This window comes from Candidatus Nitrososphaera evergladensis SR1 (genome assembly GCF_000730285.1).
Lineage (GTDB): Archaea > Thermoproteota > Nitrososphaeria > Nitrososphaerales > Nitrososphaeraceae > Nitrososphaera > Nitrososphaera evergladensis.
Genome location: NZ_CP007174.1, coordinates 2,256,096 through 2,283,046, shown reverse-complemented (window position 1 = coordinate 2,283,046; position 26,951 = coordinate 2,256,096). Strand labels below are relative to the sequence as shown.

General features: G+C 53.9%; 23 protein-coding genes. 18 read left to right on the top strand and 5 right to left on the bottom strand.

The annotated features are described in order from the left end of the window. Nucleotides 1-5: 5 nt before the first annotated feature. Nucleotides 6-824 (bottom strand): PEFG-CTERM sorting domain-containing protein, encoded by an 819-nt coding sequence (locus NTE_RS12435; protein WP_148701307.1) that lies wholly within the window; start codon nt 822-824, stop codon nt 6-8. Nucleotides 825-1,084: 260 nt separating this feature from the next. Between NTE_RS12435 and NTE_RS12430 the strand changes: the two genes are divergently transcribed. The 7 genes from NTE_RS12430 (at nt 1,085) to NTE_RS12400 (ending at nt 10,530) form a co-directional block, all read left to right on the top strand. After that, complete coding sequence (locus NTE_RS12430; RefSeq protein ID WP_148701306.1) at nt 1,085-1,336, top strand: DNA-directed RNA polymerase subunit H; 252 nt, start codon at nt 1,085-1,087, stop codon at nt 1,334-1,336. 9 nt (nt 1,337-1,345) lie between these two features. Then, on the top strand, nt 1,346-4,699 hold the full coding sequence (locus NTE_RS12425; protein ID WP_148701305.1) for a DNA-directed RNA polymerase subunit B: 3,354 nt from the start codon (nt 1,346-1,348) through the stop codon (nt 4,697-4,699). Between the two features lie 19 nt (nt 4,700-4,718). Further along, the gene (locus NTE_RS12420) at nt 4,719-8,528 is read left to right on the top strand and encodes a DNA-directed RNA polymerase subunit A' (RefSeq protein ID WP_148701304.1); all 3,810 of its coding nucleotides are present in this window, start codon (nt 4,719-4,721) and stop codon (nt 8,526-8,528) included. 7 nt (nt 8,529-8,535) lie between these two features. After that, nucleotides 8,536-8,850: a ribosomal L7Ae/L30e/S12e/Gadd45 family protein gene (locus tag NTE_RS12415; protein WP_148701303.1), complete on the top strand. Its 315-nt coding sequence runs from the start codon at nt 8,536-8,538 to the stop codon at nt 8,848-8,850. Between the two features lie 162 nt (nt 8,851-9,012). Next, entirely contained in the window at nt 9,013-9,498 is a 486-nt protein-coding gene (locus NTE_RS12410; protein WP_148701302.1) for a NusA-like transcription termination signal-binding factor, read from the top strand. Continuing rightward, nucleotides 9,491-9,928 (top strand): 30S ribosomal protein S12, encoded by a 438-nt coding sequence (locus tag NTE_RS12405; RefSeq protein ID WP_148701301.1) that lies wholly within the window; start codon nt 9,491-9,493, stop codon nt 9,926-9,928. Before NTE_RS12410 ends, NTE_RS12405 begins: the two co-directional genes overlap by 8 nt. Next, entirely contained in the window at nt 9,925-10,530 is a 606-nt protein-coding gene (locus NTE_RS12400) for a 30S ribosomal protein S7 (RefSeq protein WP_148701300.1), read from the top strand. The genes NTE_RS12405 and NTE_RS12400 overlap by 4 nt, the downstream gene beginning before the upstream one ends. Nucleotides 10,531-10,794: 264 nt before the next feature. Here the strand turns inward: NTE_RS12400 and NTE_RS12395 are convergent, their stop codons facing one another. Further along, nucleotides 10,795-11,775, bottom strand: coding sequence for a YncE family protein (locus tag NTE_RS12395; RefSeq protein WP_148701299.1), 981 nt, complete (start codon nt 11,773-11,775; stop codon nt 10,795-10,797). A 206-nt stretch (nt 11,776-11,981) separates the two neighbouring features. On the opposite strand from NTE_RS12395, the gene NTE_RS12390 reads away from it, so the two are divergent. Beyond that, nucleotides 11,982-14,339, top strand: coding sequence for an FTR1 family iron permease (locus NTE_RS12390; protein WP_148701298.1), 2,358 nt, complete (start codon nt 11,982-11,984; stop codon nt 14,337-14,339). A 330-nt stretch (nt 14,340-14,669) separates the two neighbouring features. On the opposite strand, the gene NTE_RS12385 is transcribed toward NTE_RS12390, so the two are convergent. After that, entirely contained in the window at nt 14,670-15,233 is a 564-nt protein-coding gene (locus tag NTE_RS12385) for a hypothetical protein (protein ID WP_158385541.1), read from the bottom strand. A gap of 126 nt (nt 15,234-15,359) precedes the next feature. Here NTE_RS12385 and NTE_RS12380 point away from each other — a divergent pair, with 126 nt between their 5' ends. After that, nucleotides 15,360-16,442 carry a patatin-like phospholipase family protein gene (locus NTE_RS12380; protein WP_148701296.1) on the top strand — a complete coding sequence of 361 codons (1,083 nt, stop codon included), beginning with the start codon at nt 15,360-15,362 and terminating at the stop codon, nt 16,440-16,442. On the opposite strand, the gene NTE_RS12375 is transcribed toward NTE_RS12380, so the two are convergent. Then, nucleotides 16,439-17,317: a pirin family protein gene (locus tag NTE_RS12375; protein ID WP_148701295.1), complete on the bottom strand. Its 879-nt coding sequence runs from the start codon at nt 17,315-17,317 to the stop codon at nt 16,439-16,441. The genes NTE_RS12380 and NTE_RS12375 overlap by 4 nt on opposite strands. Before the next feature lie 173 nt (nt 17,318-17,490). On the opposite strand from NTE_RS12375, the gene NTE_RS12370 reads away from it, so the two are divergent. Continuing rightward, entirely contained in the window at nt 17,491-17,763 is a 273-nt protein-coding gene (locus NTE_RS12370; protein WP_148701294.1) for a hypothetical protein, read from the top strand. A gap of 3 nt (nt 17,764-17,766) precedes the next feature. Here NTE_RS12370 and NTE_RS12365 read toward each other — a convergent pair whose 3' ends face one another. Further along, a complete protein-coding gene (locus NTE_RS12365; RefSeq protein ID WP_226986999.1) occupies nt 17,767-18,777 on the bottom strand; it encodes a replication factor C small subunit in 1,011 nt (336 codons plus the stop codon). Between the two features lie 159 nt (nt 18,778-18,936). Here NTE_RS12365 and gins23 point away from each other — a divergent pair, with 159 nt between their 5' ends. The 8 genes from gins23 to NTE_RS12325 all read left to right on the top strand — a co-directional run bounded on the left by gins23 (nt 18,937) and on the right by NTE_RS12325 (nt 26,948). Beyond that, nucleotides 18,937-19,476, top strand: coding sequence for a DNA replication protein Gins23 (gene gins23 / locus NTE_RS12360; RefSeq protein ID WP_148701293.1), 540 nt, complete (start codon nt 18,937-18,939; stop codon nt 19,474-19,476). Next, nucleotides 19,469-21,544, top strand: coding sequence for a minichromosome maintenance protein MCM (locus NTE_RS12355; protein WP_148701292.1), 2,076 nt, complete (start codon nt 19,469-19,471; stop codon nt 21,542-21,544). The genes gins23 and NTE_RS12355 overlap by 8 nt, the downstream gene beginning before the upstream one ends. Before the next feature lie 2 nt (nt 21,545-21,546). Continuing rightward, a complete protein-coding gene (locus tag NTE_RS12350; protein WP_148701291.1) occupies nt 21,547-22,017 on the top strand; it encodes a hypothetical protein in 471 nt (156 codons plus the stop codon). Nucleotides 22,018-22,049: 32 nt separating this feature from the next. Next, a complete protein-coding gene (locus NTE_RS12345) occupies nt 22,050-24,188 on the top strand; it encodes a DEAD/DEAH box helicase (RefSeq protein ID WP_148701290.1) in 2,139 nt (712 codons plus the stop codon). After that, entirely contained in the window at nt 24,185-25,204 is a 1,020-nt protein-coding gene (locus tag NTE_RS12340) for an MraY family glycosyltransferase (RefSeq protein WP_226986998.1), read from the top strand. Before NTE_RS12345 ends, NTE_RS12340 begins: the two co-directional genes overlap by 4 nt. Before the next feature lie 5 nt (nt 25,205-25,209). Then, nucleotides 25,210-25,434, top strand: a complete 225-nt coding sequence (locus NTE_RS12335; protein WP_148701289.1) for a hypothetical protein — start codon at nt 25,210-25,212, stop codon at nt 25,432-25,434. A 61-nt stretch (nt 25,435-25,495) separates the two neighbouring features. Beyond that, nucleotides 25,496-26,464, top strand: coding sequence for a lamin tail domain-containing protein (locus tag NTE_RS12330; RefSeq protein WP_148701288.1), 969 nt, complete (start codon nt 25,496-25,498; stop codon nt 26,462-26,464). A gap of 136 nt (nt 26,465-26,600) precedes the next feature. Beyond that, nucleotides 26,601-26,948 (top strand): P-II family nitrogen regulator, encoded by a 348-nt coding sequence (locus NTE_RS12325; protein WP_148701287.1) that lies wholly within the window; start codon nt 26,601-26,603, stop codon nt 26,946-26,948. Nucleotides 26,949-26,951: the final 3 nt, after the last annotated feature.

The following is a 26,951-nucleotide window of genomic DNA, read 5'->3' as shown; positions in this document are numbered from 1 at the left end:
CTGCCTTACATCTTTGGCAAGAAGCTGAACTTGCTGTATTTTGTCGTGGCGACGATTATGCCGACGATTGCGACTGCGAGAACGATTGCAGCGATTGCACCGAACTCTGGGATCGCTACGAAGGTACCAGTGATGTCAATCTGCTCTGACTGTGCCGCGAACGGAATGGTCAGTGTTCTCACGTCTTTGCCGTGGTCGTCATCTGCAAAGTCCTCAATCTCGTCGACAAAGATCACATATTCTGCGTCAGTGGTGTTGCCTGCCATTTTCGCGTCTGCAACGGTCCTTGGCAGCTGGATCTTCAGCTGGCCGTCTGAAGCGGCAGTGATCATTGCAGTGATTGTTGATGTGTCTGAATCACCTGTGAGGCTCTTGAGTGTACCGCCAGTGATTTGGTACTTGATGTCGACTGTTCCGCTCTTGAGCTGCATCTTGATTGTCTGCCATTGTTCTCCTGCTGCGAAGTTGAAGTTTGCGGTCTTTGAGACGCCGTTGTAGCTGACTGTGACTTTGTATGCGCCGGTTACGCCCAGCTTGCCTCCGACCTTGAGATTATAAGTATACGATCCATCCGCAGCTACCGGGACTTGGTCAAATCTGTATGCTGCGCCGTTTGGATTGAACACTTGAAGCACAAGTGGTTGGCCTGTTGGGGTTACTCCGACGTTTCCGGAGATTTTTACGGTGTCGGCTGCGCTGTAATCTGTCTTGTCTGTCGTTACTGTAAGGCCACTGCTAGTTTGTGCATATGCAGAGCCAAACATGCCGACAGCCGATACAGATGCCAGCAATATTGCCATTAGTGCGTACGCTTTATACTCCATTATCCCTCATGCACACCTAACACGCTATATTTCCGTTACTATTTATCCTTTTTGTGTAGGAACTCTAACACTTGTACTCATTTCAGGCAACCCTGCGAAAAAGCATCTCTCAATTTTCCAAATAAAATCGGCTTTTGGATCAAATATTCACAATGCTTAAATATACTATTTTTTTATTCATCAATTTGACTTTGATGTTTTCTCTTGAGCACAAGCTATTGTTGTCGTCGTTGTCTGTGGAGGAGGTAGTATAGCATCCCTTGTCGTCTGAAAAGAAAGTAGTCAAGATTACAAATCACGTGTACCAGCCAAAGCACGAGATCATCCCCAAGGCCGAGGCCGAAGAAGTGCTGAAAAAGTACAACGCCAAGCCTGGCCAGCTCCCGTACATCCTGATGAGCGACAAGGCCATCGAGGATCTGGACGTGAGGCCGGGCGACATTATCAAGATCACGAGAAAGAGCCCGACTGCGGGTGAAAGTGTATATTACCGCTACGTGGTGGAAGGGTGAGTACTCTATATGATAGAGAATTCTATCGAGATGTGGCCAATTATTAATGACATTTTGAGAAGGGAAGGAGTCGCGCGCCAGCACCTGAACTCTTATAACGAGTTTATGGAGCGCGGACTGCAGAGCATTATCGACGAAGTAGGCGAGATTGAAATTGAAACCGCCGAATACCCGTACAAGATAAAACTTGGCAAAGTCAAGTTGCAGCAGCCAAGGATAATGGAGCTTGACGGCTCTATCACGCACGTCGCTCCGATGGAGGCGCGCCTGCGCAACCTGACGTACGCTTCTCCGATAATGCTAGAGTGCTCCGTCGTCGAAGATGGCAAGATACTTGAATCGCGCTTTATCCACATCGGCGACATGCCTGTGATGGTTAAGTCCAACACGTGCATCCTGCACAACCTGCCAGAGGTCAAGCTGGTCGAATACGGCGAGGACCCACGCGACCCCGGCGGATACTTTGTCATCAACGGATCAGAGCGCGTCATCGTGGGACTTGAAGACCTGTCGTACAACAAAATAATCGTCGACACCGAGGAAACAACAGGCACGCTCTTGTACAAGGCCAAAGTCTACTCGTCCATAGTCGGCTATCGTGCGAAATTGGAGCTCATCATGCGCCCCGACGGCTCGATTGTGACCAAGATACCGGGCTCGCCTGTCGACATACCGCTCATCACGCTAATCCGCGCCCTCGGCCTGGAGGCAGACAAGGACATTGCCGACTCTGTCTCGCTCAACGAGCAGATACAGGACGAACTGGAGCCCTCGTTTGAAAAGGCCGGCGACGTGGCGTCAAGCCGCGACGCAATCGTCTACATCTCAAAGAGGATTGCGCCTGGTATGCTTGAAGAGTTCCAGATAAAGCGCGCCGAGACATTGCTTGACTGGGGACTTCTCCCGCACATTGGCAAGAACCCCGAGAACAGGCACGAAAAGGCGCTGTTCCTAGGCGAGGCCGCAAGCAAACTTATTGAACTGAAACTTGGCTGGATAGAGGCCGACGACAAGGACCACTATGGCAACAAAGTGATAAAGTTCGCAGGCCAGATGCTCGCAGACCTGTTCCGCACCGCATTCCGCAACCTTATCCGCGACATGAAATACCAGCTAGAGCGCTCCGGGCAAAAGCGCGGCATCAACGCCGTTGCAGCAGCAGTGAGGCCGGGCATCGTCTCTGACAAATTGAACAACGCCATCGCAACGGGCAACTGGGGCCGTGGCCGCGTCGGCGTGACGCAGCTGCTGGACAGGACAAACTACATGTCGACAATCAGCCACCTGCGCAGGATACAATCCCCGCTGTCAAGGAGCCAGCCCAACTTTGAGGCACGCGACCTGCACGCAACGCACTTTGGCAGGATATGCCCCGCAGAGACCCCTGAAGGCTCTAACTGTGGACTGGTCAAGAACCTCGCGCTTTCTGCAATCATTTCCGTAAACGTGCTTTCTGCCGAAGTCACGGAAAAGCTCTATGAACTTGGAGTCCAGAACGTGGACGAGGCAAACGAGAAACTCCGCGCTGCAGGCACGAGGGTTTTCGTCGACGGCCGGCTCATCGGCTACGTGGAAAAGGGCGACGTCCTTGCAGAGACGCTCAGGAACATGAGGAGATCCGGCAAGGTTCACCCGCACGTCGGCATCTACCTGTACAGCTCGCAAAACGAGAACGCGACAAAGAGATTGTACATCAGCTGCAACGCCGGCAGGGTCATGCGCCCGCTAGTCGTGCTAAAGGACGGCAAGCCCCTTGTCACGATGGAGATAATCGAAAAGGTGTCCAAAAAGTTCCTGTCGTGGATGGACCTGCTCTACATGGGAGTCATCGAGCTCGTAGACGCAAACGAGGAAGAAAACTCGTACGTGGCGATGGAGCCCAAGAAGGTAGAGGCAGGCAAGCACACGCACCTGGAGATATTCCCCTCCGCAATCCTTGGGGTCGGCGCATCAATCATCCCGTACCCAGAGCACAACCAGTCGCCAAGAAACACGTATGAAAGCGCGATGGCCAAGCAGTCGCTTGGGTTCTCTACTCCTCTGATGAACGCAAGCACCTACGTGCGCCAGCACTTTATGCTGTACCCGCAGATACCTGTTGTCTCTACAAAAGCGATAAACCTGCTTGGACTTGAAGACCGCCCGACGGGCCAGAACTGCGTCGTCGCTGTGCTTCCGTTTGAAGGCTATAACATCGAGGACGCAGTGGTGTTCAACAAGTCCTCTGTCGACCGCGGGCTTGGCAGGACGTTCTTTTACAGGATATACGAAGCAGAAGCAAAGCAGTATCCGGGCGGCATGAAGGACACGTTTGAGCTCCCGCAGGCCGACGCCAACATCCGGGGCTACCGTGGCGAAAAGGCGTACCGCCTGCTTGAAGCAGACGGTGCAATCATGCACGAGGCCGTGGTCAACGGAGGCGACATTCTGATCGGAAGGACTTCGCCTCCAAGGTTCATGGAGGAATACAAAGAGTTTGAGGTCAAGGGCCCGTACAGGCGCGACACTTCAGTGGGCGTCAGGCCGTCTGAAAACGGGGTGGTCGACACTGTCATCATCACCCAGTCGGTAGAGGGCGGCAAGATGTACAAGATCAGAGTCCGCGACATGCGCATTCCTGAAATCGGCGACAAGTTTGCCTCAAGGCACGGCCAAAAGGGTGTGGTAGGTATGCTGGTAAATCAGGAAGATGTCCCGTACACCGAGGACGGCCTTGTGCCTGACGTCATGATCAACCCGCACGCGTTCCCATCAAGGATGACCGTCGGCATGTTCATGGAGTCGCTTGGCGGAAAGGCGGCGTCGCTCCGGGGCAAGATCGCAGACGGCTCGGCGTTCCTTGGAGAGAAACTGGACGACATCAAGGGCGCAATGGAGCAGTACGGCTTCAAGTACACGGGCAAGGAAGTGATGTACGACGGCAGGACGGGCAGGCGCTTCCCTGCAGACGTCTATGTCGGAGTCGTCTACTATCAAAAACTGCACCACATGGTCGCAGACAAGATACACAGCCGCGCCCGCGGGCAGGTTCAGATGCTGACAAAGCAGCCGACAGAAGGTCGTGCGCGTGGCGGAGGTCTCAGGTTCGGAGAGATGGAGCGCGACTGCCTCATCGCGTACGGCGCGTCCATGATGCTCAAGGACCGCTTGCTTGAAGAGTCAGACAAGGCAGAGGTCAACGTCTGCGAAAGATGTGGACTGCTGGCGTATTATGACGTCAAGCAGCGCAGATACGTCTGCCGCGTGTGCGGAGAAAAGGCCAAGATCTCGTCAGTAGTGATCGCGTACGCGTTCAAGCTCTTGTTGCAGGAGATGATGAGCCTCAACGTCGCTCCCAGGCTGATAGCCAAGGAGAAGGTGTAAAAGAGGAGGAGATATGACAATGATGGAAGAATCAGCCAAGATTCTCGGTGGAATCAAGTTCAGCGTCTGGTCGCCTACCGAGGTGCGCAAGTTCTCAGTCGCAGAGGTCACGGCGCCAGAGACGTACGACGAAGACGGAATGCCGGTGCAGGGAGGCCTGATGGACAACAGGCTGGGGACTCTGGAGCCGGGGCAAAAGTGCGCCACGTGCGGCAACACCTCTGCCAAGTGCCCCGGGCACTTTGGGCACATCGAGCTTGCCGAGCCAGTGCTACACATCGCCTTTGTAGACGACGTGCACAAGCTGTTGCTGACGACGTGCAGGTCGTGCAACAGGATAAAGCTCGATCCCGAGGAACTGGCACACTACAAGGCAATCCGCGAGAGCAAGGCGCCCTATGCTGTTATAACGCTTGAAAACATTCGCGACGAGATAATCGAAAAGGCCAAGAAGGTCAAGTCGTGCCCGCACTGCGGCAAAGAACAATACGACCTGATATTCACAAAGCCGACGATATTCGTGGAAAGGACGGAGGCAGGCGAGAACAGGCTGCTTCCAATCACTATCCGCGAGCGCCTGAGCCACGTGCCAGACGAAGACTTGATGCTTCTCGGCTATGACCCGACGACTGCAAGGCCAGAGTGGTTCGTGCTGCAGGTGCTGCCAGTGCCACCCGTCACTGTCAGGCCTTCCATTATCCTTGAAACGGGCATCAGGTCAGAGGACGACCTGACGCACAAGCTGGTCGACATCATACGCGTCAACCAGCGCCTCAAGGAGAGCAAGGAGGCCGGGACTCCGCCGCTCATCGTGCAGGACCTTGTAGACCTCCTGCAGTACCACGTCACGACATACTTTGACAACGAAGTGTCCGGCATCCCGCAGGCCCACCACAGGTCGGGCAGGCCGCTAAAGACGCTGACGCAAAGGTTGAAGGGAAAGGAAGGCCGCTTCCGTGGCTCGCTTTCCGGCAAGCGCGTCGACTTTTCCAGCAGGACCGTCATTTCGCCGGACCCAAACCTTACGATATCAAACGTGGGCGTGCCGACCGACGTCGCCAAGAAACTGACAATCCCTGAAACAGTGTCGCAGTGGAACCTTGAAAAATTAAAGGCGCTTGTGACAAACGGCCCCAACACCTACCCCGGCGCCAACTATATCATCAGGCCGGACGGCGTCAAGATAAGGCTCGACTACGTCACCGACAGAAAGACAATAGCCGACTCGCTAGCACCCGGCTACATCGTCGAGCGCCACCTGTCAGACGGCGACATTGTCATTTTCAACCGCCAGCCGTCGCTCCACAGGATGTCAATAATGGCGCACTCTGTGGTGGTGCTCCCGTACCGCACGTTCAGGTTGCACCCCGCAGTGTGCCCGCCTTACAACGCCGACTTTGACGGAGACGAGATGAACCTCCACGTCCCGCAGAGCGAAGAAGCGCGAGCCGAAGCAACGCTTTTGATGCGCGTGCAGGACCAGCTCATATCGCCAAGGTACGGCGGTCCCATCATCGGGGGAATCCGCGACTTTATCACGGGCGCCTTTATGCTCACACGCGACGAAACGGTGCTCACCCGCGACGAGTTTGCAAACCTGGCGCTTGTCGGAGGCTACAGGGGCCCGCTCCCAGAGCCGGCAGTGGCAACAAAGGACGGGCAAAAGCTGTACAGTGGGCGCCAGCTATTCTCGCTGTTCCTGCCAAAGGACTTTAACTTTGTCATCACAAGCAAGTGGAACAAGGCCGCCAAGGGGGAGGGCAGGGACGTGGTGATAAAGAACGGACAGCTCATCTCCGGCGTAATCGACAAGGCGTCGATTGGCGCAGAAGAGCCGGACTCTGTCCTGCACAGGATAGCAAAAGACTATGGCACCGACGTCGCACGCAAGTTCCTCGACTCCATCCTGATAATGCTAAAGACGTACATCACGCACCGCGGGTTCACGTACGGCTACTCGGACCTCTGGCTGTCGCCGGAGACGAGGCAGGAGATCTCTGACATCATCCAAAAGACCTACGACAAGGTCCACGAGCTGATACAGCAGTACCGCGATGGCTCGCTCCCGCTCACAAGGGGTCTATCCGCAGAAGAGGCGCTGGAACTATACGTGGTCAACGAGCTGTCACGCGCCCGCGACCGCGCAGGCAGGACAGCAGACAGGGCATTTCCTGACAACAACTCTGGAATAATCATGGCTTCCACCGGCGCAAGAGGCTCGACTCTCAACATCGGCCAGATGACTGCAGCGCTTGGCCAGCAGTCAATCCGTGGCAAGCGCATCCAGAAGGGCTACCGCAACCGTGCCCTGCCGCACTATATTCCAAACGAGACAAGCCCTGATGCGAGGGGCTTTGTCAAGTCCAACTACCGCGACGGCCTGAGCCCGCTGGAGTTCTTTTTCCACGCGATGGGCGGGCGCGAGGGCCTTGTCGACACTGCGGTCAGGACCCAGCAGTCCGGCTACATGCAGAGAAGGCTCATCAACGCACTGGAGCACCTGAAGATAGAGTACGACCAGACCGTGAGGGACCCGCACGGCAACATAGTCCAGTACCTGTACGGCGAGGACGGAATCGACCCTGCAAAGAGCGACCACGGAGAAGCGGTCAACATTTCAAGGCTCATCGAAGCGGAGGCCATTGTCGACGAGGGCCGCAAGGCTACAGAAGAAGCGATAAAGAAGATAATCGAAGAGCACGGCGCCAGCCTCAACCCGAGGATGCGCGCCAGCTTGGAAAAGGCTCTGCTTGAGAACAAGCTCAGCAGGGAAGGCGTCGAGAAGGTCATGAGAAAGGTGGTCGACCTGGTCGACAGGGCGCTTGCAGAGCCGGGAGAAGCCATCGGCGTCGTTACCGCGCAGTCGATAGGCGAGCCGGGAACCCAGATGACCCTCAGGACGTTCCACTTTGCAGGAGTCAAGGAGCGCAACGTCACGCTCGGCCTGCCAAGGCTCATCGAGCTTGTCGACGCACGCAAAAAGCCAGTGACGCCTACGATGGACATCTACCTTGACGAGGCTCACCGCGGCTCGCGCGAAAAGGCGCTTGAAGTCGCACGCGAGATCCTCTTTACGCAGGTAGGCGACCTCATCGAGAAATCCGAGACAGACTACTCCGGCGTGCTCACGTTCTACTTCTCCGAAGCCAAGCTTGCCGAACGGGGCTGCACCCTCGAAGAGGCTAACGCAGTTCTTGAAGGCACCAAGAAAAAGTACGAAGTCAAGATGAACGAAGGCAAGCGCTCCATCAAGGTTACAGTCCCGGATGAGCCTGATGCGCAGACGCTCCTGACGCTCAAGAACAAGCTCTTAAACACAAGGGTAAAGGGCGTGCCGGACATCGAGCGCGTCACGATTGTAAAGCAGGATGAGGAATGGGTCATACAGACTGCCGGCTCCAACCTTGCCAAGGTCGTGCTCGTCGACGGCGTGGACACTTCAAGGATTGCCACCAACAACGTCTACGAGATATGGCAGACGCTTGGCATCGAGGCGGCAAGGACCGCGCTTGTCAAGGAGATCACAAACACGCTTGAGGAGCAGGGTCTTGAAGTCGACGTCCGCCACATCATGCTGGTCGCAGACCTGATGACCTCAAAGGGCTACCTGCAGCAGATCGGTCGCCATGGTATCGCCGGTACAAAGACGTCGGTGCTTGCAAGGGCGGCGTTTGAAATCACGGTCCCGACAATCGCAAGGGCTTCGCTTGAAGGGCAGGTGGAGACCCTGCGGGGCGTGACAGAAAACGTTATAGTAGGTGCCACAGTACCCGTCGGCACCGGAATGGTTGACCTCTACATGAAGGTCAAGGAAGGTAAAGAGGAATAAAATAATAATGAAGACAATAGATAAAGTGATCAAAGACGCAGTAGCGGCCAACAAGTACAAGAGTGGGGTAAAAGAAGTCCTCCAGTCGGCCAAGAGCTCAAAACTGGTGATTGTTTCAAAGTCGCTTGACGCAGGCGACAGGGCAAAACTTGACGAGCAGGCCAAGTCTGCCGGAGTTGCCATCTACGAGTTTGACGGCAACTCGGTGCAGCTGGGCAAGCTCTGCAACAAGCCCTTCCGCATAACGGCAATTGCCATCAAGGGCGCAACCGACGCCGAAGTCAAGGCCGTGATGGCTGACGAAGAAAAGAAGGGCAAGTGATCTCTCTTTTTTCTCTCCTCCTCGTATCTTTTCATCATCACTACTTTTGTTCTACCACGAGGCGCCAAGACTTAAATTGAACTTCGGGACAGTGCTCAAATTGTATTTGTCGTCTGCTGCTGAAGAAGGAAAAAGGCTCTACGCTAGAGGGACAATCTGAATATGACGGAGATAAAGCTGACCTCTGACGAGCTGCGCTTGATATCGCTTTTTGGAAGCGTGACAAGCGCGTCGGCGCGCGACTGCATAGTTGACGACAAGATGGACCGCGTCATATTTGTCGTGAACAAGGGCCAGATGGGCCTTGCCATCGGCAAGGGTGGCGCCACCATAAAGCAGCTGCAGCAGGTCGTGGGCCGCAAGGTCGAGCTCGTCGAGTTCTCTGAAGACCCTGCCGAGTTCATCCGCAACATGCTCAACGCCGACATGGTGTCAGACGTGCGCATATCCGAAAGGATGGATGGAAGCAAGCAGGCCGTAGTCACCGTCGACGCCAAGAAAAAGGGCGCAGTGGTCGGCCGGGAAGGCAGAAACGCCGAGAAGGCCAGGCTTTTGGCAAAGCGATACTTCAATATATCCAGTGTCCTGATCGTAAGTCCTGAACAGCAGATAACGACAAACAACAGGGTGAATATGAATAATGGGTAAATCTCCACTAGGATTGTTTGCCGGCGGCGTGCTCAGAACGAAAAAGAGCCGCGGCAGGTGGGCAGACAAGTATTACAAGAGACGTATGCTTATGCTTGACAAGAAGGCAAACCCTCTAGAGGGCGCGCCGCAGGCAAGGGGCATTGTGCTGGAAAAAGTAGGCATCGAGTCAAAGCAGCCAAACTCTGCCGTGCGCAAGTGCGTCAGGGTGCAGCTGATAAAGAACGGCAAGTCCGTCACCGCCTTCCTCCCAAGGGACGGCGCTCTCAACTTTGTCGACGAGCACGACGAGGTCATGGTTGAGGGCATCGGTGGTTCCATGGGTGGCGCAATGGGCGACATCCCCGGTGTCAGGTGGCAGGTGTTCAAGGTAAACGGCGTTTCCCTTAAAGAGCTTGTATACGGAAGAAAGGAGAAGCCAAGAAGATGAGTGGAAAAGAGCAGGTAACTATCACGCTTTTCAACAAGTGGGAGACCAAGGAGATCGAGATAAACGACCCCGGCCTAAAGACGGCAATTTCGCTAAAGCCTGCAGTCCTTCCGAACACCTTTGGAAGGCACGAGCACCAGCGCCTGAAAAAGGCCGACGTCAACATTGTCGAGAGGCTTGCAAACAAGATGATGCACTTTGGCAAGAAATACGCCAAGAACACGGGCAGGATGGGAGGCAAAAAGGCTCGCGCCCTCAACATGGTCCGCACCGCCTTTGACATCATCTACCTTGAAACGGGCAAGAACCCCGTGGAACTTCTCGTTCGCGCTATCGAGAACTCGTCTCCAAACGAGGACACGACCCGCATCGTGTACGGTGGTGTGGTCTACCACGTGTCGGTAGATGTTGCGCCGCTTCGCAGGGTCGACCTTGCGCTCCGCTTCATCGCAGAGGGCGTCAGGGAATCCACGTACGGAAACCCGCAGACGATTGAAGAGGCGCTGGCAAAAGAGATAATTCTGGCCTCAAACAACGACATGGCCAGCCACGCCGTCAAGAAAAAGAACGAGCAAGAAAGAATTGCGATGGCTTCCCGTTAAAAGCCTCTGCAAATCTTTCTCCTTTTCTCTTTCTCTCGCTTTTTTACTCACAAAGAAGCACTGGTATAACTAACTTGTATCGTCAGATCGGTCGCGTTTTTCTTGGCGGTGACACTTTCGTTGGATGACTTGTAAGTTCAAGTGTATACCACAATATACTGACCGTCAAAAGTCCAAAGTATGTTCTTTAGTCGATTACAGGCTTTTGCTGCAAAAATACGAGTGTCCCTTTCTTCTGCATTTACTCTACGCTCTTCGATCATCTTAGTCAGGATACATTCCTATTGGAATAACTGTCATTACGTTATCATACTTGCCGTCTACTACTGAAAGATTGTTAAAGAAATAGCTTGGCACATAGATCTTGTTTGTGACTGGATTGACAGCTACGTTCCAGGCAAATAGTTTCCGAATCTCATCCACTTTGCTTCCAGTATCACCACCATCTATGACATATATGGTGGCAGTTATTCCATTAGCGACATAGATCTTATTTGCAAGAGGATTAACTGCTATTCCTTCAGCACCAAAATCTAATTTGATTGGCTTGCCTATGACTTTGTTACTATTACCATCAATCACAGAGACGGTGCCATCTATATAGTTAGTAACATAGATTCGGTTTGTATTCGGGTTAACGGCTATTCCAAAAGGATTTTCGCCAACCTGTATGGTTGCAATCTTTGTGTTATCATTTCCGTCTATTACAGTTACTGTACCATTTTGCCGTTTGCCATTTATTTCAATATGGTGGTGTGTCACATAGATCTTGTTTGTATTCGGGTTGACAGCTATTCCAGAAGGATTCACGTCAACCTCTATGCTTGCAATCTTTGTGTAGTTATTGTTTCCATCTATGACAGATATTGTACCATTTTGTTGTATGTTGTTAACCATATGTTGTTCTGTAACATAGATTCGGTTTGTGACTGGGTTGACAGCTATTTTTGGATATGCGCCAACCGGTATGCTTGCAATCTTTTTGTTGTTGTTTCCATCTACGACAGATACAGTATGGCTGACTTCATTTGCTACATAGATCCGGTTTGTATTCGGGTTGACAGCTGCAAAAACAGTACCGTTATCTTGAGGGATGAACGTGTTATTATCAATTTGATCAGCCATAACAACATGGTTTGGTGGTTCATTTGATATGTAAGATGATGACATTAACATGGCAAAACCAATACCGCTGATGAAAGATGCTGACACTGCCAGAATTATTAAAAGATATAATGGTTTCATATCTATAAAAAAGATGCATTAGATGTTAATATAATGTATTTAATTAGGGTACTGGTAATTTGGCATCGGCTAGACTTGTGTTTCAAATATCCATTTGGCAAACGACAAGTTAACAGTACCCGCAAAGATGGTTTAAATATAGTGATGAATTAGGTAAGCCTAATAATTGTGATGTCGTTGACGCGCGATGGCTGCAGCAGTAGTTGATGGTTGGTAATACAATGGAAACCAAGAATTTCGTCGTTGTCTCTGCATTGCTCGCTCTGCTTATTGTAGCTGCAGCCGTACGGCCTGCCCTTGCGCAGACTGCTGGCAGCAATTCTGACGCTACAGCGATGGTCGTCTTGGTCAATCTGGAGCGCATCAGGACGCAGGTCAACCTCGCAGAAAACCTCCTGCAATCCGGCGACAGGGACGGCGCCTTTTCTCACGCATTTATCTCTCATACCACCGTATTTCCATCCGTCAAAGCGCAGCTGAGCGCGCTTGACGCCGGCTCTACAGGAAAGCTCGAGTCCGCGCTGACCGACTATGCTTTTCAGATAAAGGACGGCACACTTTCGGCAGAGCAGGCAAAGGGGCAGGCATCGCAGATAGGTGTTCTGCTTGATTCACTTGCCGCAAAAACAGGCAGGGCTTCTGACGAGGATGCAGTGTCGCAGGTGTCGGCGTTTCTCTTGCGCGACGCGGTGCAGTCCTACAGGCAGCAAGACTACCAGAGCGCAGGCGGCCTGGTTGACGCTGCATATGCAAAATACCAGTTGGTGTCCGGCTCGATGGAAGAGTCAAGGCAGCAAGAGATCGAGTCGTTCTTTTCAGACATGAAATCCGCAATGGCGCAAAAGGCCGACGTCGACTCGGTGGCCAAGCTCCAGGCCGCAATAGAGCGGGACCTTGCAGAAAACCTGTCTGAAAGCGAGGGCTCGGGCGGCTATGCCCAGTACTTTACAACTATTCGCGATCTCTTGGCAAAGGTGGTAAGCGGGGTGCAGGCCGGCAACTACAAGCAGGCCGAGCAGGACGGGATAACCGCGTACCTTGACAATTTCGAGTTTCTGGAGGCACCGATTGAAAAGCATGACGCCAAGCTGATGACTACGATAGAGCAGCAGATGAGGGTGCAGCTGCGCGAAAAGATCCAGGCCCGCGAGGCGCCTTCGGCCATTCAAGATCACGTAAACGCCATCCTCGCCAACCTGCAAACCGCCGAGGGCCTGCTCAAGAACGACCCCGGCTATTCTGCTCAGGCAGCAGGCTCGGGCTCTTCTTTTGTCAGCATTGACGAGCTGAGCCAGGGCTTTGGCGCATACAAGGGCCCGATAAAGGAGCGGGGCGACGCGGCCGACACTGCCAAGGAGGAGGTGCGCCAGAACATCGACAAGATAAGGGTCAAGCTTGACGAAACGCTAAAGATATACCGCGACGGCGATGCGCAGGGCGCTATCCAGGCGTCGCGCTCGGCCTACCTTGACAGCTATGAAAACATCGAGATCCCGCTACGGCCGATAAACCCTGATTTCACGCTTGAAATGGAGATCAAGTTTGCCGAACTGCGCAACCAAATGCAGGCAGGCGCTCCGTACGAGCAGGTTGCGGCAAAGGTGGTAGAGATAAGAAAGGGCCTTGACGAGTCCGAGCGACTGGTGACAGGAACCGGCTCGCTTGCCCCGGCAATAGCGTTTTCAACGTCGTTTTCCATAATATTCCGCGAAGGGCTCGAGTCTGCGCTCATTGTTGGCGCCATCCTCACTTATCTTGAAGCGTCAAGGAACGAGCGCTTTAAAAAGCACGTCTATTACGGCATCGTCCTTGCGTTTGCCGGCACTGCGGCCACGTGGTTTGCCGCCCAGTTCCTTATCGAGATCTCTGGCGCAAACGCCTCCATCATAGAGGCGGTGGCCGGCATCTCTGCTGTGGCCGTGCTGTTCTGGGTCAGCTTCTGGATACTCAACAAGGTCGAGACAAAGAAATGGATCGAGTTTGTCAAGGCCAAGGTGTGGAAAGCGACGACAACTGGAAGCGTCATGGTCTTTGTCATGCTCTCCTTCTTTACCGTGTACCGAGAGGGCTTTGAGACTGTGCTGTTTTACCAGGCGATGCTTTCGTACGCAAAATACATGGAGTTTTACGTGGCCGCCGGCCTGGCAATAGGCCTTGGCATCATAATCGGCGTGACGTTTCTTGTGCGCAAGCTGGGCAAAAAGCTCCCGCTGCGCGTGCTCTTTGGGCTCACTATGGGCGTGGGCGCGTACATGTCAATCGCGTTCATGGGCAATGCGATTCGCGAGTTCCAGGAAATAGGCCTGATAGAGACCACGCACCTGATAGGGACTATACCGCGCCTTGACATCAACCTTGCAGCAATGACTGGCATACACCCGACCTTGGAGACCGTGGTGGCGCAGGTGGCGCTGCTTGCAGTCTACCTCGCAGGGTCGATATACGTGCTATGGCTGCAGCCAAGGCGCAAAAAGGCAATCGAGTCAGCAAGAAAGTCGCGCGCAGACCTTGACAGGCCGGCGACGGGCAGCAAAAGAGCCGACATTGACATCGAAGACCACTAGGCGAGCTCTCTGTAGCAACAAGAAAATAAGACGCTCTCAAACTTGCTGCTAGTACTCTTTGGCCTCTACTGCCTCGACAATCCTTGCTCGTGGGTTCTGCATGATTTTTTGCTCCTCGGCCTGACGCCACAGATCGCGCAGGGCTATGCGAAAAGCCTCCGCCTTGCTTGCATCATCAAATCAATCATGACATACTTTGGATCATCAAGCAATTGCTTTATCCCAATCAGGATCTCATGGAATCCCGCCGTCACATGACCTTCCCTTAACCATGCCAGTTCTTTTTCTGATTTTCTCAGGAGATGATAAAGTTAGTCTATTCCCGGGCGTTCAAACACCGACGGCTGGCCTTTTCCGCTCTCTAAAGTACTTGACCGCTCCAATAATCAGAACTATGATCCCTGCGAGAACCAGAACACCTGCCAAAACAATGTACCCCAAGAATGAAAACACCTGCTTGAGAAATGGGCTAAACTCGACGCTATTATCACTAAACACTCCGACTCTGAAAACCAGAAGTGTTGTAGTGACCGGCTCTGACCCTTCATTTCTTACTGTAACTACATGAGGCCCGTCTTTGATTGCTAAAACTGGATTTGCTTCCTGTCCCTGAGACTGAAGCACGATTTTGCCATCAGGGCCATAAACAATTGTTGCAATTGTATGACTTGGTGATGGAGTTCTTGCGATGACAGTGAACGACTCGCCAGTTTTGGCCATGATAGTTCGTGTAATGTTTTCACCGGGTCCTAACGTATTTTGGGTTGCGACATCCGGCAGGCCAGCAAGCATTGACTTCTCTATGAGCCATCCTGTTACTCCACCTATTGCCACACCTCCTGTTATCAGAACAGCACCAATAATCATCAGAAGAACTGGCCTTTTCACAATCAATCCCGCGGTATCGGATTAAAGTAATAATACTTGTGTCCACCTTGGCATCAATAGTCGGTTTTTCTTGGAACAGAGGCCGCAAGCCCTTAAAAGTGCAAAACGCGAATTAATACACCGCATACACACATGAAAAGTGAAGAAGGAATACACAAGATCCAGTTTGAAACCGTTCTTGTCATGCAGGGCGGGGGCTCGCTTGGCGCATACGAATGCGGCGTGTACAAGGTGCTTGAACGCCACGGCATAAAATTCGACATTGTCGCCGGCACGTCGATTGGCGCCATCAACGCCGGCATTATAGCCGGCTCAAAAAGCGGCCAACCTGCAAAAGACCTTGAGGATTTCTGGCTGCACATCGCCGAGTACGTGACTCCTGTTACGCTTTCAGACAAGGCGCGCAGCGTGGCCGCGTGGATGTACAGCGCCACGTACGGAAACGCGAAAATGTTTGCGCCAGCGTGGCCTTTTATGCCAAACTCGACGCACCTGTACGACCTGGAACCCTTGAAATCCACGCTAAAGAACTACATCGACTTTGAAAAACTTGCATCCGACAACAAAAACAACTCGATACCGCGCCTGGTAGTCACCGCCACGGACATAAAAAAGAGCGAATCTGTGGTGTTTGACAGCCATAGCGAGCGCCTGTCTGCGGATCACCTGATTGCCTGCGCCGGCTATCCGTTTTACGGCATATCGTGGACAAAGGTAGACGGCCGCTACCTGTGGGATGGAAGCATGATGAGCAACACGCCGCTGCGCGAGGTGATAGACGTCTCGCCAAGAAACGACAAGCGCGTCTACATCGTCAACCTGTTCCCGAAATACGCGGAGAGGCTGCCTGAGAGCATGATGGACTCGCTGCACAGGGCAAGGGACATCATGTATACCGACAGGACCGATCACAACATCAAGATGTCAAAGGCGGTCAAGCGCTACCTGGAGCTCTTGCGTGACATGTACGAGTTCATCAGCGACATGCCGCTTGACGACGCCAAGAAGGAAAAGTTCCTGGAGATAGAGAAAAAGTACCACCGCGTTGCCCGCGAGCGAGGCGCAATAATCGAAAACGTGGTAAAAATTGAGCGCAAGGAGGACATCCCTTTCATATTTGAAGATGCCGACTTTTCAATAGCGACTATACGGAAACTGATACGGAAAGGCGAGCAGGACGCCGAGCAGGCCTTGAAGAAGGCCCGCCCCGCCTAAACGCCGATCCTGCCAAACCTCCCTTCACGATAGTCTTCTATGGTCTGATAGATTTCGTCCTGCGTGTTCATGACAAACGGCCCGTACCGGGCAACTGGCTCGCCGAGCGGGACTCCGCCTATCAAAAGCACGCTCAGGTCCGACGCCGCGTCCTTTGGAGCAGCTATCGACACGCTGTCGCCGTCGCGCTCAAATATCGCCATCTGGCCGCGCTTTGCCTTCTTCTTCTTTTCTTTCTCTCCAAATTCGCCCTCGCCTTCGACCACGTACGCAAACACGTTATAGTCGCGGGGCACCTCCTGCTCGACCCTGGCGCCCGGCTTTAACGTGTAATGCAGGTACACTATGGGCGTGTGCGTATCAATAACTGCCTTTTTGCCAAGCGCCTCACCTGCTATGACGCGCACGCTTGTACCTTCTGTACTTGCGACAGGTATTTTTGACGCAGAAATGTCCTGGTAGCGGGGCTTGGCCATCTTGTCGCGTTTTGGCAGGTTGACCCACAGCTGGAACCCGTGCAGGCGCCCTCCTGCGTCTGCGAACTCTTCTTCCGGCATTTCCGAGTGCACCACGCCTGCTCCTGCAGTCATCCACTGCACGTCGCCGGGTCCAAGCCGGCCCGAGTTGCCGTTAGAGTCCTTGTGCTGAAACTTTCCTTCAAGCATGTAGGTGACAGTCTCAAAGCCCCGGTGGGGGTGGTCCGGCGCGCCCTTGGCCTCTCCCGGCCCGTACTCCTTTGGACCCATCTCGTCAAGGAGCAGGAACGGGTCAAACTGCATCAATGCGTTGGTGGGAAACGACCTGTGGACGAGAAAGCCTTCGCCTTCCATTGTTGCGACGCTGTTTACTATTTTCTTGACGGTTCTAATTGTCATATCTGCCATTATAATGGGAGCCAGGATATTTAACTACAGTAGTAATAACTTACCAAGTACGTCATTGCAACCTTATCTGGTAAGTCCATGCTGACCTGCCTTCCTGTACAGGCGAACAGAGACGAGGACGAGAACGCTTATAAAAAAGCAGCTATCCAATACCAAGTCGAATATTGGCCAATACTTCTTTCCGGGTGCAGGCACACAAGTTCAGCCAGGACAACATACAGACTACGCTAGTGTGCTCAAAGTGCGACGAGGTATTCCAGAAGGAGTTCCCTCTCGACCTGGAGGGCCAGACAATAGAGTTCAAATGCCCTGTCTGCGGTGCACTCGGCGAGGCCGACCTTCCATACAAGAGCGCAGAAGAGCGCGAGGAACTTGAAGAGGACTTTGAGGAAGTAGAGGAAGAAGAGTCGGGCGAAGAGTTTGAGGAAGAGTACTAATAACTAATCTTTCTTGCTACTGCTACTGCTGCCGCCAAGTTTTCCCAGCTGCGCCAAGAGCGCGGCCATCTGTATCTCGGGGTGCGCGCCCGATGCAAGCCTATAGTCGTATTCTGCCATAATCTCTGCAAACTCGCCGGGGTTTTCCAGCTTCATTTCGTACGCCTCCTGGCTTGCATACTTCATAAAGTCACCTTCAGACATGCCGTACACCTGCGTCAGTTCCAGCAGTTTTGCGCGGGCCTCGTTGAACTTGCCGGCAAGGGCAAGCTTTACCACGTCGCCCACCTTGGACCTGCCTGAAAGCCCTATGGCAGAAGTCACGTTGGCAGAGTTTATCGCGCCCATGCCTGCGGCTGCCTGCATGATGTTTATCGAGTGGCGCATGTCACCTCCGGTGGCGTCGTAGATGTGTACAAGTGCCTTTTCGTCATACTTCGCCCCTTCTTTTTTGGCAATCTCTTCCATGTGCTCAAGCACGGCTTCCCTTGGCAGGCGCGTGAACCTGAAAACGACGCACCTGCTCTGTATGGGCTCGATTATCTGCGACAAATAGTTGCAAATAATGATAAAGCGCGTCGTCCTTGCGCCGTCTTCCATCATCCTGCGCAGAGCAGTCTGCGCCTCTGACGTCATCTCGTCGGCCTCGTCCAGGATTATTATCTTGAAGAGCTCTTTTGTTTCTTGCTCGCCTGTTGGGGAGCCCCACCTCGTAAACTCTTTGACTTTTTCGCGCACCATCTTTATGCCACGCTCGTCAGACGCGTTGAGCTGGAGCACGTTGTCCCTCCAGCTTTCTCCAAACAGTTCCTTTACTATACAGAGCGCGGCTGTGGTCTTGCCCACGCCGGCAGGACCGGAAAACAGCATGTGCGGAAGATCGCGTCCTTTGATGAGGTTTGAAATGCCCTTGATAATGTCCTTTTGATCGACAACTTCATCCAGCTTTTGCGGCCTGTATTTCTCTGTCCACATCAGGTTGGCAAGGTCGCTCTTTTTTGTTGTTACTGACAAACAGCCCTTTTCAGCCCCTGCAAAGGATTAATAGATTGCTGCTCTTGCCTGCGAGAAAAAAGCTTGTCTTACAAGAGCTCGCGCAAGCTAGCTGAGAGCTCAGCTAAAATCGTTCTAACAAAAGATATAACTGAACACCAGCTTTTACAATTTGCCAACATGGCCGATTCGCCAGCCGCCGACAGCAGGATTGAAGCTATACAGGACGCCTACCACGTCGGCTACATGAACGAGGAAGTTCGGATATCCTACAAGCGGGACGTCAAGCTGGCAGTGGGCGCAGTGGCAATCGACGCCAAAGAGGGCGACATGTCTTCGCTTCCGCGCTGGGTAGCAAAGATCCTTTCAGAGCAGGGCGCAATAGAGATCCAGTCAAACGACATCGCCGGCTATATTTCAAGGACCCTGAACAGAGAGCGCATTGCAAGGCCGCACGACCTGTCGGGCATCGACATTGACTTTTACGTGCGGGTAAACGACCACCTTGACACGCTGAGGGAGCGAGAGCGCGAAAATCTGGCGGTATCGCTAAACACGTTTGTCGCGTCGCGGCTTGAAAAGATCGTGAAACTTGCAGCCGCTTCGCCCCTGTCGGCAGAGCTGGAAGGAAGGCTGGCGGCGGAGGAAAAAGAGCTGTACCGCACCATACACGAGGCGTCGACGAAATTCAAGAGAGGTGTTTTGAAAAAGTTTGGCTGAGCAACAGCAGGCAACGTCTGCCGCTCTTGCAGACAACCTCAAAGAGTTCCTGCAGGCGTTCAAGGACAGGGAAGGTAACTACCGCTATTTCGATCGCATAAACAACATGATGGCGTCCGGCGCCCAGTCGCTTGTAGTCGACTACATCGACTTTGACTCGTACAACCCCGACCTGGCAAAGCAGCTGACGCACAAGCCTGACGAGATGCTTGGGGCGTTCAATGAAGCCGCGCTTGCAATCCTGCGCGAGATACACCACGACTACGAGCAGGAAATCCACGACAGGATAAAGGTCAGGATAGGCAACTATACGGTCCAGAAAGGGCTCCGGGACATAAACGCCGACCTTATCGACAAACTCGTGAGCGTGTCTGGGATGGTCGTGCGCTCGTCTGAGGTCAAGCCGCTTGCAAAAAAGGTGGCCTACAAGTGCACAAACTGCAACGCCGTCACTGAAGCGACGCTAAAGGGCCTCGTGCTGAAAAAGCCTTCAAAATGCATTGCGTGCGGCGAAAAAGAACTCGACATGGACCCGGAAAACAGCATATTCATCGACTTCCAGATGGTGCGCCTGCAAGAGCTTCCAGAAGATTTGCCCGCAGGGCAGCTGCCGCACTATGTCGAAGTCACCGTGATGGGCGACCTCGTGGACCAGTGCAGGCCCGGCGACAGGATAATGCTGACAGGCATCATACGCATCGAGCAGGAGCAGATGGCTCCGCAGGCCAAGACCAGCCTCTTCCGCCTGCGCATGGAAGGAAACAACATCGAGTACCTGGGAGGCAGGGCGGGGAGTAAGGACACCCGTACGGTGGAAAGGATAGCGATAAGCACCGAAGATGAACGCCAGATACAGACTATAGGCAGCAAGCCTGACGCCTATGAAAAACTGGTCGCGTCTTTTGCGCCGCACATCTACGGGCAGGAAGTCATCAAAGAATCCATTCTGCTTTTGATAGTCGGCTCTGTCACCAAAAAACTGGAAGACGGCTCGACCCGCAGGGGAGACATCAACGTGCTCCTTGTCGGGGATCCTGGAACTGCAAAATCAGAGATGTTAAAGTTTGCCGCAAAAATCGCTCCCAGAGGACTGTATACGTCGGGCAGAGGTTCTACCGCTGCCGGACTCACAGCTGCTGTTATCCGAGACAAGTCCGGGATAATGATGCTTGAGGCAGGCGCAGTCGTTTTGGGCGACCAGGGCCTCGTATGCATCGACGAGTTTGACAAGATAAAGCCCGAAGACCGCTCGGCGCTGCACGAGGTTATGGAGCAGCAGACCTGCTCGGTCGCAAAGGGTGGTATCGTTGCAACGCTGAACGCAAGGACGTCGATACTTTCAGCCGCAAACCCGATGTACGGCAAGTACGACCCGTACAAGAACATCACGGAAAACGTGAACCTGCCTGTGCCGCTGTTGACAAGGTTTGACCTGATATTCATAGTCCGGGACATACCGGAAAAAGACAAGGACAACCTGATTGCAAGCCACATACTTGAAATCCACAAGGACGTTACGCACGCGGCCAAGCCCGCAATTGACATCGACCTGTTTTCAAAGTATTTGACGTACGCAAAGCGCATAGAGCCGGGGCTCACCTCTGAGGCCATAGACATCATCAGAAGCTACTACATGGACATGAGAAAAGCCGAGTCGGAGGGCATGATCACGGTCACTCCGAGGCAGCTTGAAGGTCTGGTAAGGCTTGCCACCGCTCGCGCAAGGCTGCTTCTCAAGGACAGGGTGGACGCAGACGACGCCAAGCGCGCGATTTACCTTGTCGACCAGATGCTAAAGACCGCCGGAGTTGACGTCAACACCGGCAAGATGGACGTCGGCGTCCTGTACGGCAAGCCGCAGAGCGAGGTGTCAAAGCAGAAACTGTTCATGGAGGTGTTCAACGGCCTGTCCGGCCCGGACAACAACGAGGTTGAGGACAAGAACCTCGTGGCCGAGCTTGTGAAAACAGGCAGGTTCACCGACGAGGAGGCAAGGTCGCAGATAAGCAAGTTCAACCGCGAAGGCAGGATATACGAAAGAAGGCCGGGGTTCTGGGCCAAAGCCTAGGCTTGCTCAGGTTCACGCGGGTAGCAGAGGCCAAGTTTTCCGGCGAGTTTCAAGAGCGGGTACTAAAAGTCTATGGATTGTTTCCCGAGCTTGCAGAACACGACATAAAATGCGGCTACATCCGAAAAGGAATGCGGCTTTTAGGCACGGCGCGGGGATGGACAACTCCAAAGCAAATTTCGCTGCAGCCAAACGTCGGCCGCATGACCATTGCGCACGAGCTGACGCATCTTTTGCAGGGAAGCGACGGCGTTCCGCACGGAGAAAAAGCCTGCGACATTTGGGCTGTGGCCCGCCTGCCTGCTGAGATGCTTGACGAGCAGCCATACTATCTCCTGCGCCACTGGCACCGGGAGCGATGGCTGCGCAACAGGGTGCAGGCAAAGGCTCTGTGCGAGCGGGCAATAGGTGTGCGCAGGACGGAGCGAAATTACATAAAGTGGCTTTCAGGAGAACTGCGACACTTAAAATAAAACACGGCACGCTATAACACCCACAAGCCGCGATGCAGACCATACCTGACACGATAAAGGCCATCCTTGGCAGCCTCGGTTACGAGTCATTGTACCCGCCGCAGGAAAAGGCGATGGCCGCAGGTATCCTTGATGGGAAAAACGTGCTTGTCACGACGCCGACGGCAAGCGGCAAGACGCTTGTCGCAATGATGGCGATAGCAAGAACCCTGCAGAGGAGCAAAAAGGCGGTGTACCTGACGCCTCTTCGGGCGCTTGCAAGCGAAAAGGCGTCAGACCTAAAGGCGCTTGAAGGCATTGATCTCGGCCTTGGCAGAAAGGCAAAGGTGATGGTGGCAACCGGCGACTATGACTCGTCCGGCAAAGAGCTTGCGTTTGCCGATGTTATAGTGCTTACAAATGAAAAGATGGACACGCTCTTTAGGCACGGAGTGGGGTGGCTTGGCGAGGTGGGGCTGTTTGTGGCCGACGAGGTCCACCTCATCGGAGACAGGGAGCGCGGGCCCACGCTTGAGATGATGCTTACAAGGATACGCAAGCTGTATTCAGATGCGCAAATAGTCGCGCTTTCCGCCACCGTGTCAAACGCCGATGAAATATCCGACTGGCTGTCGTGCACTCTTGTTGAAAGCTGCTGGCGTCCAACAAAGCTTGTAGAGGGCGTCTATGAGTATGGAAGCGTGCGAATGGGTGACGGCCGGACCTTCCGGGTGCAGACTGCCGGAACGTCCGCGTCGGTCGACCTTGCAATCGACGCGCTTGACAACGGCGGCCAGGCGCTGATATTTGCAGAAACGAGGAAGAGGGCATCGTCGCTTGCGGCAAAGGCTGCAGAGGGCGTGTACAAGCGCCTTGACAAGGGAGCCAGAGAGCTTGCCGCAAAGGCGTCGGCTGAGATCCTTGACAAGGGCGACGACGCCGAGCTCACGCGGACTCTGGCGCAGCTCGTGGGAAAAGGGGTCGCGTTCCACCACGCCGGCCTTGCGCCTTCCAGCCGCAAGATAGTTGAAGAGTCGTTCAAGGCAGGCATCGTGAAATTGTTGACTGCGACCCCGACGCTTGCGGCAGGCGTGAACCTGCCTGCGCGAAGAGTGGTGGTGGCAAGCATCCTGCGCTATGACGCCGAGTACGGGGGAAACGTGCCGATAAGCGTCATGGAGTACAAACAACTGTGCGGCAGGGCCGGCAGGCCCAAGTACGACACCGCCGGCGAGGCCATCATTGTCGCTGAATCAACAACAGCAACAAACGGAGACGAAATCTATGACCACTATGTACTTGGCACGCCCGAGCCCCTGCGGTCGCAGCTGGCCGGCGACAGGGCGATAAGGTTCCACCTCCTCTCGACAATAGCGTCGGTGCCGGGCATGAAAAAGCCAGAGATTCTGGAGGTGTTTGCAAGCACGCTCTTTGCCCGGCAATACAGAAGCGCCACGGTCCAGTTCAAGGTCGAGTCGGCGCTCGAATATTTAGAATCCGAAGAGCTTGTCAAGGCAAGAAACGAGCGCTACATAGCAACCGAGTTTGGCAAGCGCACGTCGCTTTTGTACATAGACCCGCAGACTGCAGTGGACTTTCGCGACGCTCTGAACAGGGCAGAAAAGGGGAGGCGCAAGCGCACGCTTGGCTTTTTGCACCTTGTCACGCAGAGCCCTGACTTTTACCCGAAACTCTCGCTTCGCAAAAAAGACCCTGACGAAGTTAGCCTGCTCTTGCAGGAAAGGCGCGGCGAACTGCTGTACGACATTAGCGAGTACGACTGCTCAAGGAGCTTTTGGGCGCTTGCCGAGTGGATGGAAGAAGCCGGCGACAGGGTGCTTGGAGACAGGATGGGGGTTGAGCCGGGGGACATGCACAGGATGGTCGAGACCGGCGAATGGCTTGCCTACTCGCTGTACGAGGTGGCCAAGCTTCTGGGGCGCGAGGATATGCTCTCTGATCTGTACGCGCTCCGGACGCGCATTCGCTACGGCATAAAGGACGAGCTCATCTCGCTTGTCGCCCTTGAAGGGGTGGGCCGCGTGCGCGCAAGGGCGCTTTACAACGCAGGCCTGACCGACGTGCCAAAGGTGGCCAAGGCTCCGCAGGCAAAACTGGCGTCCATACCAAAAATTGGACCGGCGGTAGCCGAAAAGATAAAAGCGCAGCTAGCAAGGAGACAAACGCAGTGATTGCTGCAGTTGGCTATGAGGCGCTTGCGTACGCCGCAATAGTATCTGCAATATCATTTCTTGCGGTGTATTTCCTGACGCCTCTTGCGATAAGGTCGCTTGTGGCAAAAGGGAGCGTGGTGCAGGACTACCACAAGCCCGGCAAGCCATCTGTGCCCCGCCCCGCCGGGCCGGTGCTGATGATAGGCATCGCTGCGGCAGAGCTCGTGCTCTTTGCAGTCACTACAAACTATGCGGTCCTTGCCATCCTTGCCGCAACCGTGATAGCGTTTGTAGTAGGCTATGTCGACGACAAGAAGGTCATGCCCGGCTGGTTCAAGCCCGTGGCGCTCATCGCAGCCGCCGTGCCGATAATCGTGCTTGGCGCGCACGCCAACAGCCTGAACCTTGTTTTTGGCAGCGCGTTCATACCGCTGCTATACATCCCGCTGATACTCGTCATAATTCCCATAGCGGGCAACACCGTCAATTCCATCGACGTCCTAAACGGCGTGGCAAGCGGGTTCGTTGCAATAGCCACGGTGCCTCTCCTTGCGGCAATTGCGATTTTTGGGAGTTTAGACGTCTTCCTTGCCGGGCTTCCACTTTTCTTTGCATCGATAGCGTTTTTCAAGTTCCACAAGTATCCAAGCAAGATATTCCCTGGCGACTCTGGGACGCTCCTCCTTGGCGCCATGTACGGCGCCCTTGCCATAGCCGGCAGGGCCGAGATAATAGGCGTGGTCGCCCTCCTACCGGCGGTGGTCAACTCGTTCCTATTCCTCTCTAGCGTCAAGCGCATAGTGGAGCACCGGCAGGTAAAGGCCCGGCCGGTTGCGCTCCTTGACGACTACAAGCTTGCCCCCTCACTAGACAAGGCGGCCCCGGCGACGCTGGTGCGCCTCATACTTGCAGACGGGCCGCTTTCCGAGAAAGAGGTGGCGCAAAAGATATTCTGGCTCTCAATGTTTTCTGCTCTCCTTGCGTTTGCCACGATTGCAATCCAGTACTACTTTCTCATGGTGGTCGTGAAATAAGGCATATGGGGCTTGAGCTCTTTATCGTGGCAATGTGGGTCATGGTGCTGGCCGTCTCGGCGTTTCTCGTCCTTGCCATAGCCCCGCTTGATATCGCAATGAAAGGAAGCCCGAGGATAGCCGTCTCTGCCGTCCAAGCAGTAATTGCTATTGCCGCAGTGGCGCTTCTCGCATTTGGCCTGAGCAGGCTAAAGCGCGCCTATGCAAATAGAAAACTTTACCGGAACTAGAGACTGTATTCACAAGTGTTAATATAGCGTAGGGGGTGGGGAAAGGTAGCACGTATCCTTAATGGCTACCACCAGTAAATCCGGCCTCTTTGTGGGGCTGTTGTTGGCTGGCCTTGTGGCTGTCAGCGGGGTTGGCAGCATGGGCCTTGTCGTTGCTAGCGTATACGCTCAGTCTCCTACTACTACTACAAGTGTCGTCATAAACGAGGTAGAGTTGAACCCCAAGGGCAACGACAGCAAGGGCGAATGGGTCGAGCTGTACAACCCTACCTCAAGTGCCGTTTCAATAGGCAATTTCAAGGTCAAGACCTCGTTCAAGCCAGTCACGATATCCATCCCGGCAGGGACTACGATAGGCGCCGGCAACTTCTACGTCCTTGCGATAAGCGGCGAAAAGCTCTACAACAGCGCCGAATCTATCTCCCTGATTGACGGATCTGGCCGGGTGGCAGACAAGACGCCCTCGCTCGTGGACCGAAACGACGACTCGCAAACGTGGCAGCGCGTGCCAGACGGCGGAAGTGAGTGGAAGTTCAAGGAACAAACAAAGGGCGCATTTAATTCTCCTGCAATCAAGCCTGCGTCCAGTTCTCAGGCATCGGACGGCGGCAGTAGCAGCAACAATGGTGGAGGACAGCAACAGGCAAGCGCTTCTTCAAGCGCCAAGTGTTCGGGCAGGTGCGTCGAAGGAATAGGCGTGACAATAGCCGACCCTGATACCCTGTACATCCAGGTGGGCAAGGAAAGGTACAAAGTCGACCTCTCGCTTACAAAGGCGCCTGCAAGGAGTGACAAGAACTACGACAAAGCCGTCTCGTACACGCGAAACCTGTGCTTTGGAAGTAGCGTGCTTGTAGATCAGGACGATTCAAAGAAGGTAAATGGCAAGAACCTCGTCGGAGAGGTCTACTGCTCTTCGCACAACCTCAACCAAGAGCTGCTAGACAGCAAGCTTGTGCAGCTAGACAAGAAGCAATGCAGTACGAGCGAGTTCTCAAGCAAGGACTGGGCCCGCCGGAACGGCTGCTAGTTGCTATTACCGTACATATGTATTATTTTTGCAGATTTTATGATATTTGCACTGCATATGCTCTTGCAGGTAATTTTGAACTCGTATAGAATAATTGTTTGAAAACCTTATATTGTAACCTCCTTTAGAACGTGCCATGAAGCGTATAGAGGCAATCATCGCCAGCGAAAAGGTCAACGCCGTGAACGAGGCGCTCAAGAAGGCGGGAGTGGGCGGCGCTACTATTCTCGACGCAAAGGGAAGAGGCAAGGGCGAAAAGCCAAGGGTGGCAGGTGGCAGGGGAACCTCTGCACACCTTGCAGAATTCTCAGTTAGAGCTAACGTCATTACGGTGGTAGACGACGGCGATGTCGACAGGGTAATCAAGGCGATACTCGATGCCGCAAGCACGGGCTCGGCAGGCGACGGCAAGATATTCGTCTCGTCCGTGGGCGAAGCAGTCGACATTGGCTCTAAAAAGCGCAGCCAGTCCGGCATGGTCTAGCTG